General features: G+C 65.4%; 12 protein-coding genes. 4 read left to right on the forward strand and 8 right to left on the reverse strand.

Annotation, left to right across the window (positions count from 1 at the left end):
* Window positions 1-142: 142 nt before the first annotated feature.
* The 3 genes from dxs to EL249_RS11330 all read right to left on the reverse strand — a co-directional run bounded on the left by dxs (window position 143) and on the right by EL249_RS11330 (window position 3,452).
* Window positions 143-2,038, reverse strand: a complete 1,896-nt coding sequence (dxs, locus tag EL249_RS11320; RefSeq protein WP_005672245.1) for a 1-deoxy-D-xylulose-5-phosphate synthase — start codon at window positions 2,036-2,038, stop codon at window positions 143-145.
* 86 nt (window positions 2,039-2,124) lie between these two features.
* The gene (locus tag EL249_RS11325) at window positions 2,125-3,039 is read right to left on the reverse strand and encodes a polyprenyl synthetase family protein (protein WP_040530516.1); all 915 of its coding nucleotides are present in this window, start codon (window positions 3,037-3,039) and stop codon (window positions 2,125-2,127) included.
* A gap of 50 nt (window positions 3,040-3,089) precedes the next feature.
* Complete coding sequence (locus EL249_RS11330) at window positions 3,090-3,452, reverse strand: exodeoxyribonuclease VII small subunit (protein ID WP_005672243.1); 363 nt, start codon at window positions 3,450-3,452, stop codon at window positions 3,090-3,092.
* A 472-nt stretch (window positions 3,453-3,924) separates the two neighbouring features.
* On the opposite strand from EL249_RS11330, the gene EL249_RS11335 reads away from it, so the two are divergent.
* Together EL249_RS11335 and EL249_RS11340 are read left to right on the forward strand one after the other, a co-directional pair.
* Window positions 3,925-5,121, forward strand: coding sequence for an aromatic ring-hydroxylating oxygenase subunit alpha (locus EL249_RS11335; RefSeq protein ID WP_005672241.1), 1,197 nt, complete (start codon window positions 3,925-3,927; stop codon window positions 5,119-5,121).
* A gap of 83 nt (window positions 5,122-5,204) precedes the next feature.
* Window positions 5,205-6,050 (forward strand): sulfurtransferase, encoded by an 846-nt coding sequence (locus EL249_RS11340; RefSeq protein WP_005672240.1) that lies wholly within the window; start codon window positions 5,205-5,207, stop codon window positions 6,048-6,050.
* A gap of 236 nt (window positions 6,051-6,286) precedes the next feature.
* Here the strand turns inward: EL249_RS11340 and fbp are convergent, their stop codons facing one another.
* The 5 genes from fbp to EL249_RS11365 all read right to left on the reverse strand — a co-directional run bounded on the left by fbp (window position 6,287) and on the right by EL249_RS11365 (window position 10,876).
* Window positions 6,287-7,291 carry a class 1 fructose-bisphosphatase gene (gene fbp / locus EL249_RS11345; protein ID WP_005672238.1) on the reverse strand — a complete coding sequence of 335 codons (1,005 nt, stop codon included), beginning with the start codon at window positions 7,289-7,291 and terminating at the stop codon, window positions 6,287-6,289.
* 160 nt (window positions 7,292-7,451) lie between these two features.
* Window positions 7,452-8,156 carry a hypothetical protein gene (locus EL249_RS11350; protein WP_232002015.1) on the reverse strand — a complete coding sequence of 235 codons (705 nt, stop codon included), beginning with the start codon at window positions 8,154-8,156 and terminating at the stop codon, window positions 7,452-7,454.
* 220 nt (window positions 8,157-8,376) lie between these two features.
* Complete coding sequence (locus EL249_RS11355; protein WP_232002016.1) at window positions 8,377-9,051, reverse strand: hypothetical protein; 675 nt, start codon at window positions 9,049-9,051, stop codon at window positions 8,377-8,379.
* 124 nt (window positions 9,052-9,175) lie between these two features.
* Entirely contained in the window at window positions 9,176-9,901 is a 726-nt protein-coding gene (locus EL249_RS11360) for a DUF4124 domain-containing protein (RefSeq protein ID WP_232002017.1), read from the reverse strand.
* A 237-nt stretch (window positions 9,902-10,138) separates the two neighbouring features.
* Complete coding sequence (locus tag EL249_RS11365) at window positions 10,139-10,876, reverse strand: DUF4197 domain-containing protein (protein ID WP_232002018.1); 738 nt, start codon at window positions 10,874-10,876, stop codon at window positions 10,139-10,141.
* A 286-nt stretch (window positions 10,877-11,162) separates the two neighbouring features.
* On the opposite strand from EL249_RS11365, the gene EL249_RS11370 reads away from it, so the two are divergent.
* A complete protein-coding gene (locus EL249_RS11370) occupies window positions 11,163-11,393 on the forward strand; it encodes a hypothetical protein (RefSeq protein WP_040529618.1) in 231 nt (76 codons plus the stop codon).
* A 6-nt stretch (window positions 11,394-11,399) separates the two neighbouring features.
* Window positions 11,400-11,783, forward strand: a complete 384-nt coding sequence (locus EL249_RS11375) for a type II toxin-antitoxin system death-on-curing family toxin (protein WP_005672230.1) — start codon at window positions 11,400-11,402, stop codon at window positions 11,781-11,783.
* Window positions 11,784-11,840: the final 57 nt, after the last annotated feature.

Consider the following 11,840-nt stretch of genomic DNA (forward strand, 5'->3'; position numbering starts at 1 on the left):
GCTGCCGCGGATTCGGGGTTCTTTTTTTCAGGTCGGGGATCAGGCCTTCAGACCCCAGGCCCCGGAAGCTCAGGCCTGACAGGTTCAGACCCTGGAGATCCGGATCCGCAACGTTCAGTCCCCAGACATTCAGGCCAGGGAATCAGGCCTCGGGAAAGCGCTCGCGGATCCGCTTCTCGATGCCCGGCCCATCCAGCCCTTCCAGTCGCAGCAGCAGCGCATGCTCGCCATGCTCGATATAGCGGTCCGGCAGGCCCAGCTGCAGCACGGGCTTCTCGATGCCCGCCTCTGCCAGCACCTCCAGGCAGGCGCTGCCGGCGCCGCCCATCACCACGTGCTCTTCCACCGTCACGAAGGCGTCATGCGTGGCTGCCAGCTCGCGGATCAGGTCAGCGTCGATAGGCTTGACGAAGCGCATGTTGACCACCGTGGCATCCAGCGCCTCGCCCGCCGTCATGGCGGGTGCCACCATCGACCCGAAGGCCAGGATGGCAATGCGCTTGCCCTGGCGCCGCACCTCGGCCTTGCCGCGCGGCAGCTCGGTGAATTCCTTCTGCACCAGCACGCCCGGGCCCGTGCCACGCGGATAGCGCACGGCCACCGGCGCGTGGTAGCGCACCGCCGAATACAGCATCTGCCGACATTCGTTCTCGTCGGCCGGCGCCATGATCACCATGTTGGGCACGCAGCGCAGGAAGGCGTAGTCGTACACCCCGGCATGCGTGGCCCCGTCGGCCCCCACCAGGCCGCTGCGATCCAGCGCGAACACCACCGGCAGGTCCTGCAGCGCCACGTCATGCAGCAGCTGGTCGTAGGCGCGCTGCAGGAAGGTGGAATAGATGGCCACCACCGGCACCAGCCCGTCACAGGCCATGCCGGCTGCAAAGGTGACGGCGTGCTGCTCGGCAATACCCACGTCGAAGTAGCGCTGCGGGAATCGCTTCTCGAACTCCACCAGCCCCGACCCCTCGCGCATGGCGGGCGTCACCGCCACCAGTCGCGGCTCGACCTCGGCCATGTCGCAGACCCAGTCCGAGAACACCTGCGTGTAGGTGGGCTTGGTCGGCGGCGTGAGCGGCCGCTTGATGCCCTCGGCCGGATCGAACTTGCCGGGTCCGTGGTAGAGCACCGGATCCGACTCGGCCAGCTTGTAACCCTGCCCCTTGCGGGTGATGACGTGCAGGAACAGCGGCCCGTGCATCTCGCGCAGGTTCTGCAGCGTGGGCACCAGCGCATCCAGGTCGTGCCCGTCGATGGGCCCGAAGTACGTGAAGCCCAGCTCCTCGAAGAGCGTGGCCGGCACCAGCATGCCCTTGGCGTGCTCTTCCAGCTTGCGAGCCAGCTCGTACATCGGCGGCACCACCGACAGCATCTGCCGCGCCACGTCGCGTGCCTTCACCAGCGGCCGCGCCGACAGGATGCGCGCCAGGTAGTGGTTCATGGCGCCCACCGCCGGCGAGATCGACATGTCGTTGTCATTCAGGATCACCAGCAGATCCACGTCGCGCATCACCCCGGCGTTGTTCAGCGCCTCGAAGGCCATGCCGGCACTCATCGCCCCATCGCCGATCACTGCCACGTGCCGCCGCCGCTCGGGCCCCTGGTTCTCGCCCAGGTTGCGCGAGGCCACCGCCATGCCCATTGCTGCCGCGATGGAGGTGGACGAATGCCCTACCCCGAAGGTGTCGTACTCGCTCTCGGCACGCCGCGGGAAGCCCGACAGCCCCTGATACTGGCGCAGCGTGGCCATCTGGTCACGCCGGCCGGTGAGGATCTTGTGCGGATAGGACTGATGCCCCACGTCCCACACCAGCCGGTCACGCGGCGTGTCGAACACGTAGTGCAACGCGATGGTCAGCTCCACCGTGCCCAGGTTGGACGACAGGTGACCGCCCGTGCGCGACACGGCATTGACGATGTAATCCCGCAGCTCGTCGGCCAGCGCCGGCAACTGCTCGCGGCTCAGGCCGCGCAGGTCGGCCGGGCTGTCGATGCGGGCCAGCAACTTCTCGTTCTGGGGCTTGGCGTCTTCGCTCATCTCAGTGGCAGGTGATCTTCTATTCCGTTGCAGCGCGTGTCCGGGAGCAGCAGGGCGTCGATCCCCCGGCACGTGCCATGATCAGGTCAGTGCAGGCGCTCGACAATGAAATCTGCCAGCATTCGCAGCCGGTCGGCACGCGGCCCCAGCGCCTGCAGGCAGGCATGCGCCTGGGCGTGCAGATCAGTAGCCAGTGCGCGTGCGCCCTCCAGCCCCAGCAGTGACACATAGGTGGGCTTGTCCTGCGCCTGGTCCTTGCCGGCCGTCTTGCCCAGCGTGGCTGAATCCGCTGTCACGTCCAGGATGTCGTCCACCACCTGGAAGGCCAGCCCGATGGCCCGGCCATAGCGCTGCATCGCCTCGGCCAGATCTGCCGACGGCTGGCCGCCCGCCAGCAGGCCCAGTTCGACCGAGACCGACAGCATCGCCCCGGTCTTGGCCCGGTGCATCGCCTCCAGCTGGGGGCGCGAAAGCCGCAGCCCCACCCCCTCGATGTCCAGTGCCTGACCGCCGGCCATGCCCCACGAGCCCGCCGCGCGCGCCAGCACTGCCACCATCGTGGCTGCCGGCACCCGGGCCGCCTGCGGGTCCGCTTCAACCAGAGGCGCCACCAGCACCTCGAAGGCCAGCGCCTGCAGCGCATCGCCCACCAGCATGGCCATGGCTTCGCCATACTGACGATGCACCGTGGGTTTGCCCCGGCGCATGTCGTCGTTGTCCATGGCCGGCATGTCGTCATGCACCAGCGAATAGACGTGGATGAGTTCCACCGCACAGGCGGCACCGTCCAGCACGCGGGCATCGGCGCCCACCAGCTCGCCGGCGGCATAGACCAGCAGCGGACGCACCCGCTTGCCCCCGCCCAGCACCGCATAGCGCATGGCCTCGTGCAGCCGGTCGGGCGCCAGGCCGGGCGCCTGTCCCGAAGGCCCCGGCAGCCGTGCCGCCAGCGCCTCTTCCACATGTGCAGCACACGCGTGCATCCAGGCCTGCAGCGTCAACGGCGCAGCGGCCGGGCTGGCGCCCAGCGCCGTTGCCAAGGTGTCCTGGTTCATTCTCCGCGCCCCTTCGCCCGAGTTCTCGGGGCAACCGCCCCGGTGTTCATGGTGCCGTCCTCGGCGTCACCGGTCTCGCTCCCGGCCTCTTCCGGCGCCTCGTAGGGCACCAGCAGGCCGGCCTCCAGCACCTCGACCTGCTGCGTGACCGCCGCCAGCTTGTCGCGGCAGCGCTTGAGCAGCGTCACGCCGCGCTCGTAGGCCGACAGCGACGCTTCCAGCGGCAGACGGCCGTTCTCCATCTGTTCGATCAGTGCCTCCAGCTCCTGCATCGACTGGTCGAAGCTCTCCGACGGATCCGGAACATCCTGACCGGAACGCAACGACGGAGCCCCGTCCGCACGGGCGGCAACTTTCATCCCAATACCTCGATACCCTCGACGAACACGACAGACGGATAAGCACACCCGCGCCCGAGCCACGGCGCAAGAACAGGCCGCCCCGGCGACACGATGGCGTGCCACGGCCCCCCGGCGACACCGGGGTGTCGGCATTCTAGCGCGTGTCGTGCCCTTCCCACGCATCCTGCTTGGGGAATCCCCCAAACCGGCCAAAGAAGCCGACAGGACCCAATGCCCCGTCATCCCGCTGGAAAATCTGCTGGGCACCCCTCCCCGTTGCCGGTAGAATCCGGCCCTTCTGGAGCACGCGGACATCATCAGCCGCAGCCGCCTCGACCCCCCGCCCCGCGCCACCTTCTCCTCCGGCGCCCCGGCCGGCCCCGGCGGCCTACCCCATCCTCCAGCGGCCCGGCCCCGCGGCAGGCCGAAGGCCGCCTTTCCTGTTAAGCCGCTTCACATCACTTCTGGTCGGAGGGACGCAGGTTCCATCATGACGGACATCGGGCATCTGGCACACATCCAGCGACCCGCAACCCAGTTGCCGGTCACTGCCTATTTCGACGAATCGCTGTATCGACAAGAACTGCATCGGCTGTTCGACAACGGCCCCGGCTATCGCGGCCATCGCCTGATGGTGCCCGAACCCGGCGACTACCGCACCCTGGTGGCTGAGCAGGAAGGCCGCGTGCTGGTCAACCAGCGCCCCGACGCGCAGAACCCGCAGGGCCGCATCGAGCTGCTCTCCAACGTCTGCCGCCACCGCCAGGCCATCATGCTCAACGGCTCGGGCAACGCCGACAGCATCGTCTGTCCGCTGCACCGCTGGACCTATGACCTGGACGGCAGCCTGAAAGGTGCCCCGCACTTCGACCAGCAGCCCTGCCTTGAGCTGCCCCGCTATCCCCTGCAGGAATGGCAGGGCCTGCTCTTCGAGAGCCCGCGCGACATCGCCGCCGACCTGCGCGGCATGAGCGTGGCTGCCGATCTGGACTTCTCCGGCTACCGCCTCGATCACGTCGAAGTGCACGAGTGCAACTACAACTGGAAGACCTTCATCGAGGTCTATCTGGAGGACTACCACGTCGTGCCCTTCCACCCGGGTCTGGGCCACTTCGTGGACTGCAACGACCTGAAGTGGGAATTCGGCGACTGGTATTCCGTGCAGACCGTCGGCCTGCACCGCGACCTGCAGAAGCCCGGCAGCCCCGTCTACCGCAAGTGGCACGATGAAGTGCTGCGCTTCAACGGCGGCAAGCTGCCCAAGTACGGTGCCATCTGGCTCACCTACTACCCCAACCTGATGGTGGAGTGGTACCCCAACTCGCTCATCATCTCCTCGCTCATTCCGCGTGGCCCGGGCAAGACCACCAACATCGTCGAGTTCTACTACCCCGAGGAAATCGTCTGGTTCGAGCGCGAGTTCATCGAGGCCGAGCGCGCCGCCTACATGGAGACCGCCATCGAGGACGACGAGATCGGCGAGCGCATGGACGCCGGCCGCCGCGCCCTGCTGGAGCGTGGCGAGAACCAGACCGGCCCCTACCAGAGCCCGATGGAAGACGGCATGCAGCACTTCCACGAGTTCCTGCGCCGTGAACTGGGCGACGTGGGCGACGACCGCAACCTGCCGGCCAATCACCCCACCGGCCACCAGCTCACCGAGCGCCAGCTCGTCCGCCCGCGGTAAGATGCCCGACGGGGCGCCGGATCGGCCGGCGCCCTGCCGGATGCGCCGGCGGCACCGCCCCCGGCGCGCACCTCATTGCCGCCATGAACTGGACAACGCTGATCTCCGCCGAAGAACTGGCCCACGCCATCGATCGCTGCGTGCTCGTCGACTGCCGCCACCGGCTCGACGATCCGCAGGCCGGCCGACGTGCCTGGGAAGCAGGCCACATCCCGTCGGCACACTTCCTCTCCATCGACGACGACCTCAGCGGCCGTCATGATCCCTCGCTGGGCCGCCACCCCCTGCCCGACCGCGAGACACTGCGGGGCAAGCTGGCCGCACTGGGCCTCTCTGACGACACCCAGCTCGTCGTCTACGACGACCAGGGCGGCGCCATGGCCGGACGGCTCTGGATGCTGGCCCGCTGGCTGGGCCACCGTCACGTTGCCCTGCTCGACGGCGGCATTGCCGCCTGGCAGCGCGCCGGCTACCCGATGTCCACCGAAGCCCCTGCGCCCGCCACGCCCGGCCACCTGTCCGAGCGCCCGACGCTCGTCACCCTGCTCAACACCGCCCAGCTCATGGCCGCCCTGCAGGACGGCCATAGCCAGATCGTGGATGCCCGCCCCGCCGAGCGCTTCCAGGGCAAGGACACCAGCATGGACCCCGTGGCCGGCCACATCCCCGGCGCCATCAACCGGCCGCTCTCGCAGAACCTGCGCCCCGACGGCCGCTTCAAGCCCGCCGAAGTGCTGCGCCACGAATGGGAAACCCTGCTGGCCGGCCGCAAGCCCGAAGACATCATCCAGCAGTGCGGCTCGGGCATCACCGCCAACCACAACCTGCTGTCGATGGAACTGGCCGGCCTGCCCGGCAGCCGCCTCTATCCGCCCTCCTGGAGCGGCTGGATCAGCGATCCGTCCCGACCGGTCGCCAAGGGCGAATAACCCCCGCCAAGGCCATCCAGGCCCGTCAGGCCTGACGCAGCACAGGCCATCCACCTGCCCGCGCGTGCCGGCCGCCAGGGCTGCCTTCGGGCATCATGCCCCCCAAGAACAGACAGGGCGGCCACCGTGTGAACCACGGTTGACCGCCCTGTCTGCATCCGGTGTGAACGGGCCCCCAGGTGCCCGTCCACCCTCCGGCTGCCGAACCCGGCAGCCGGCGTTCTCCTGCCCAATGCTCAGTCCGGATACTTCCGGATGAAGTCGTGCACCTTCTCCACCATCTTCTTCGAGCCCACGAAGAAGGGGCTGCGCTGGTGCAGCTCGGTCGGCTGGATGTCCAGGATGTTGCGCTCGCCATCGGTAGCCATGCCGCCGGCCTGCTCGGCCAGGAAAGCCATGGGGTTGCACTCGTACAGCAGGCGCAGCTTGCCCTTCGGATAGTTGCTGCCCTGCGGGTACATGTAGATGCCGCCCTTGAGCATGTTCCGGTGGAAGTCCGACACCAGCGAACCGATGTAGCGCGACGTGAGCGGCAGGCCCTCGGACGGGCGGTCTTCCTGACAGTACTTGATGTACTTCTTCACGCCCTGCGGGAACTTCAGGTACTGGCCCTCGTTCACCGAATAGATCTTGCCGTCCTCGGGAATGCGGATGTTCTCGTGCGACAGCGCGAACACGCCGATGCCCGGGTCATAGGTAAAGCCGTTGACGCCATTGCCGGTGGTGTAGACCAGCATCGTGGAAGAACCATACACCACATAGCCTGCGGCCACCTGCGCGCGGCCCGGCTGCAGGAAGTCCTCCAGCGTCACCGGCGTGCCCACCGGCGTCACCCGCCGGTAGATGGAAAAGATGGTGCCCACCGACACGTTCACGTCGATGTTGGACGAACCGTCCAGCGGATCGGTCAGCACGATGTACTTCGCATTGCGGTTCTTCTCGCTGTCGAAGGCGATGAAGTTCTCTTCCTCTTCCGACGCAAAGCCTGCCACGTCGTCGCGAGCAAAGAAGGCCGCGCTGATCGTCTTGTGCGCGAACACGTCCAGTTTCTTCTGCTGCTCGCCCTGCACGTTCTCGGCGCCGGCATCACCCAGAATCTCGTGAACCAGACCGGCCCGGTTGATGTCACGGTTGATGACCTTGGCCGCCAGACGGATCGCCGCCAGAATGCCGCTCAGATTGCCGCGCGCATGCGGGTACTCGGCCTGCTTCTCGACGATGAATTCACCCAGACTCTTCATGGAAGTCTCCTGCTTAACAAAATGAAAAGATCAAACTCCTCATATTGTAATTAGGTGGGGGTATATATACTGTGAATGACTGGGCAACCACCTCAAAACTCAGGGAAAACCCGAAGTCAGCCCGGCCAGGCCGTGGAATATTCCTCAGACCCGTGCCAGCTTACATGGGCTTGAACGGCACAGCCCCTTCCGGCCGATAGCCGAAGGTGAGCAGCGCCTTACCGCGGCGAGACGCCGGCCCCACCGTCACCCAGGCCATGTTATTGCCAGCGGCATCGTCCCAGCGCGTGCGTCCCAGCAGACCGCTACCGTGATCCTTCAGCGGCACCTCACCCGACGCCGGGCCCAGCGCCTTCAGAAGCTGCGCCTGCACCTTGGGATACATCGCCAGGATCTCATCGCTCTCGCGCACCAGTGGCTCCGTCGTCATGCTCACCTGGTATAAGCCGCCCTTCAGGAAGTAGTAGCCTGCCCGGAACGTCTCCCCGGCCACCTTGACCTCCTTGGCCAGCAACTCCCGGGCACCATTCATGAGAGAGTCCGGTTTCAGCGGTGGGGTCAGGCCCGAGACCTGCTTCTGCACTTCAGCCACCGTCATGCCGACCTTCAGCCCCGTCCAGGGCATCCGGGGCGAGGCAGCGGCGTTGCCAGCCCCGGCACTCCCGGGCAGCTTCAGACCGGCATCCACCCCTGCACTGCAAGGCATCGCCTGGTAGCTGACCTTGCCATCCACCACGCACTTGTGAACCTGCGCCTGCGCAGGCGTTGCAGCCGTCACCAGCCCCAGCCCCAGGGCCGACAGGAAGTGACGCAGAGAGAAACGCCGCGAAGCAGGAAGGGAAACCTCAGTAGCTTTCATCGTCATCGGGAACATCGAAGTACACCCACACAGGAAGCAAGTTCTTTCGCCGCGGCATTTGTACCCGCAAACCGCATCACACGGCATGCGCCGCCCGATGGAAGGCATGACCCGACAGACTGACCGCAATTCGGCCTGCCCATCTCCGGGCAGACACCCGGCCATGCCGCAGAGCATCAGGACTGCAAACCACCCCACATTCCCGCAGGACCGTCTACCCGCCCCGTCACCGCTTTCGGGGGAACGACGCCTTGAACGACGGCGCCCCTTCCGGTCGATATCCGGCCGTCAGCAAGGACCAGCCGAAATTCCCGTGCGATACAAACACCCAGGCCTTCTCGTCGCCGGCGGCATCCCGCCAGTTCGTTTCCCCCTGCAGGCTGCCGTTCCGCTCTTCCAGCGGCACCTCATCCGACGCCTCGCCCAGCACCTTCAGCAGCAGCTGCTGCAGCTTTCCGTACAGATGCCGGACCTCGCCATTGCTCCGCATCGCCGGCGCATCCGGCGCGAGACCGAGCATGAGATAGCCGTCGTCCAGAAAGTAATACCGCCCCTTGAATGTCGTGCCAGCCAGCTTTACGTCCTTCTCCAGGAGCACCACGGCTCCATTGGCCATCCTTTCCACCTTCGAGGGCGCCGTTGCACCGGGTACCCGCTCCAGCACATCGGCCACGCTCATGCCGGACTCAAGGCCCGTCCAGAGCTTGCGCAAGGTGGCAACATCACGGCCCACCCCATCATCCTGAGCCCGCTTCAGCGCCCCCTCGGCGTCCCCACTGCAAGGCATCGCCTGGTAGCTGACCTTGCCGTCCACCTTGCACTTGTAGACCTGCGCCTGCGCGGACATGGCGGCTGTCATCAATCCCGCCGCCAACGGCAGGGCGAACAGGAAGCCGCGCACAGGAAAGCCCCCTGAAAGGCGGCACGAAACCGGCGTGCTCTTCATCGTCATCGTCATCGTCATCGGGAACATCGTGAACTGTCCGGACAGGCAGCGGGTGCCTGCAACCAGCCCATCATCGTTTTCAGGGCTTCCTGAGCTGGCGCAGATCCTTGAACGCCGCCACCCCGTCCGGCCGATGACCAACCGTCAGCATGGACTGGCCGGGAGGCCCGGGCGTTATGAACACCCAGGTCTTCAGGTTCCCATCGGCATCCGTCCACTCCGTACGCCCCCACAGCCCGATGTTCCGCATTTCCAGCGGCTCCTCACTCGACGCCTTGCCCAGCATCTTCTGCACCTGCGGCTGCAGCTTCCCGTACAGTGCCCGGATCTCGTCGTCTTCCCGTAACCACGGGTTGTCCGTCGTCACCATGACCTGGTAGTAGCCACCGTCCAGGAAGTAGTACTTCACCTTGAACAGGGCGCCGGCCAACTTCATGTCCTTCTCCAGCAGCCCCTCGGCGCCATTGACCAGCCTGCTCGGCCGCTCGGGCACCATCAGCCCGGACCTCTGTTTCTTCACCTCGGCCACGCTCATGCCGGCCTTCAGACCCGTCCAGAGCTTGCGCAGGGCGGCACCCTCACGGCCCACCCCATCATCCTGAGCCAGCTTCAGTTCCCCCTCGACCTCCCCCCCGCAAGGCATCGCCTGGTAGCTGACCTTGCCGTCCACCTTGCACTTGTAGACCTGCGCCTGCGCAGGCATGGCGGCCGTCATCAATCCCGCCGCCAACGGCAGGGCGAACAGGAAGCGGCACGCATGGAAGCGCCCTGACAGGCGACGCGAAACCGGAGAGACCTTCATCATCGGGAACATCGGGGCCATTCACAGAGGAAGCGGGTTCTTTTGCCGCGAATTTTTACCCGCAAACCTCACCGCTTCGCACACACCGCCCGATGGAAGGCCCAGCCCGACAGACCGGCCACCACGCAACCCCACTGCAAAAACAGAAAGCCCGGACAGGTCATCTCATCGACCTGCCCGGGCTTCCGGCTCACCTGGCAGCCCTGACAGAAGGCCCCAGATTTCAAAAGATGTCAGACCTTACTTGGAAAACACCTTCTTCAGGATGGCCGAACCCGTACCCACCGGATCCGCACGAATCGACTTCTCTTCCGCCGCGATCATCTTGTACAGACCATCCATCGCCTTGTTGGTCACATAGCTCTCGATCTTCGCGTCGTCCGACTTCACCACCCCCAGCTTGGACGCCTGCCCGGCCAGCGAGTTGTACTGCTTCGCCAGCCCCATCTTGCCCGTGTACTGCGTCACGATCGGCAGGAACTTCTGGTACATCTCCTTCGAGGTCTTCTCACGGAAGAAGCTCGTCACCGAATCATCGCCGCCCGCCAGGATGCCCTTGGCATCCTTCACCGACATGCCCTTGATGGCATTGAGCAGCAGCGTCTTCGCCTCCGGCACCGCCGCCTCGGCCGCCCGGTTGATGTTCACCTGCAGCGCCTCGAAATCCTTCTGCTTGCCCATCAGCTTGGCCGCCTTCTCCAGCTTCTGCAGACTGGACGGCAGCGGGATCTTCACCTCCGGGTTGCCCAGAAAGCCATCGGCCTTGCCCAGACTGGCCACCGCCGACTCCGCCCCCTTCTGCAGCGCCGCCTTCACCGCCGCCGACGCATCAGTCTGCGTGATCGACGACAGATCCAGCGCCAGTGCCGTGCCCGGCAGCCCCACCGTCCCGGCCAGCGCCACACCCAGTGACAGCGAAGCCGCAGCCAGCGGTGCACCCAGCAGGCGGCGTACCTTGATCATGGAATGAACACCCATCAAACTCTCTCCCATCGGGTCAGAAACCAGTCTTCGATTGTGACAGATGACAGATGCCCCGACATGTAAAACACCGTTGAAGTCTGGCAGTCGCGCCCACCAGAACGCTTGCCCCGACCGGCTACAACTAACAGCGTCCCCATGAATCCCTGGGCAATGTACCGCCTGCGGTCTACATGCTCAGGACTTTCCCAGCCGGAGTCTCTACTTTTGGGTTGTCCTCTTGACGGGGGAGTCTACGCTGATCCATCATGATGTTTCCAGATTCATCATGATGGCTACTTGCATGAACACCCCTGTGCGCGAAAAGTTTTCTTCCCAGGCTGCGCCTGAGGTACTGGCGGCGCTTCGCCAGATTGCAGAGGCCGAAGGCCGGCAGTTTCAGTCCATACTGGATGAGGCACTGCGCGACTACATTGATCGCAGGCAGAGGGAACGCCCTCGGCGGCACGTCATGTCGGCCTTTGCAGCCAGTCTGGACGAGTTCGATGCGTTGTATCGAGAGCTGGCCAAGTAGGTGGCCATGACAACCGACTACCTGACAACGGCGGATTTACTTGGCCTGCACAGGGTGCTGATGCAGCGTTATGGGGGAACCCCTGGGCTCAGGGATGCGGGTGCGCTGGAGTCGGCGCTTTTTCGTCCGCAGACGGGCTACTACGAGGACATCGTGGCCGAAGCGGCGGCATTGATGGAAAGCCTGGCCATCAATCACCCCTTCATCGATGGCAACAAGCGCATCGCCTTTGCGGCGACGGATGTCTTTCTGCGCATCAATGGCTGGCGCCTGCATCGCCCTGCACTGCAGATCCATGAAGACATGATGCAGATGCTGGAATCCGGCACGTTCGACCTTGCCCGGCTGGAGCCTTGGTTGCGCAGCTTTGCCAGCCCGGACGATCGGTGAGTATCGGGATGGCGCGTGCTTGGCTCAGGCTATAGATATTTTTATTGCTGCCGCCAA

This window comes from Lautropia mirabilis, assembly GCF_900637555.1.
Lineage (GTDB): Bacteria > Pseudomonadota > Gammaproteobacteria > Burkholderiales > Burkholderiaceae_E > Lautropia > Lautropia mirabilis.